General features: G+C 69.9%; 2 protein-coding genes. One reads left to right on the top strand and one right to left on the bottom strand.

Annotation, left to right across the window (positions count from 1 at the left end; translation table 11 throughout):
* The coding region (locus tag A5713_RS26035; RefSeq protein WP_156752041.1) for a TetR/AcrR family transcriptional regulator at positions 1 to 364 on the bottom strand (364 nt) is incomplete at its 3' end.
* Positions 365 to 507: 143 nt separating this feature from the next.
* On the opposite strand from A5713_RS26035, the gene A5713_RS26030 reads away from it, so the two are divergent.
* A partial coding sequence (locus A5713_RS26030) for a TetR/AcrR family transcriptional regulator (RefSeq protein ID WP_156752040.1) occupies positions 508 to 687 on the top strand: 180 nt, incomplete at its 3' end.

Here is a 687-nt window from a genome sequence, read left to right as displayed (position 1 = left end):
CGGCGCGGATCACCCACTCGAACGCGGCCAGATCGGGATACTCGCGCATGAGCCGGCCCGATTCGTCGAGCACCGCCTCGATCCGGTCGACGGCGGTCCCCGGGCGCGCGGCGGCCGCGCGCAGCCGCGGCAACGCGACGTCGGTCCGCGCCGCTATCGCGGCGTTGATCAGCTCCGCCTTGTTCGGGAAGTAGTGGTACAGGCTGCCGCTGGTGACGTCGGCCGCCCGGGCGATCTCGCGAATCGTGGTGCGCGAATAGCCATTCTCGGCCACACATCGCATCGCGGCGGTGATGATGCGGGCCCGGGTCTGCTCACCGTCGGCACCCACCGGCCGACCCAATTGCGGCGGCGTGACGCTCATGCGGCGGGAAGCCCGCCGCAGCTCCGTCCATCACGCACTACGCACCTCCGCGGCGAAGCCGAAACTAATCGATCACTCGATTATATTCGACCGTGTCGGGGACCGGGAGCCGGCGGACGGGACGCGCGAGTGAGGACAGCACGGTGACGCGGGCGCAACGGGGACGTCCGGTCGGCGCCAGCGGCGAGGAGACGCGGCAGCGGATCGTCGTTGCCACCATGCGCTGCGTGGCCGAATTCGGGTACGCGGGCGCCACCATCCGTGAGATCGCCCGGGCCGCGAACGTCACCAGCGCCAGCCTCTACAACTACTTTCCGAACAAG

It is taken from the genome of Mycobacterium sp. E2497, assembly GCF_001668695.1.
Taxonomy (GTDB): domain Bacteria; phylum Actinomycetota; class Actinomycetes; order Mycobacteriales; family Mycobacteriaceae; genus Mycobacterium.
Note: the sequence above shows the minus strand (reverse complement) of the source record. Positions and strands in the feature narration are given on the sequence as shown.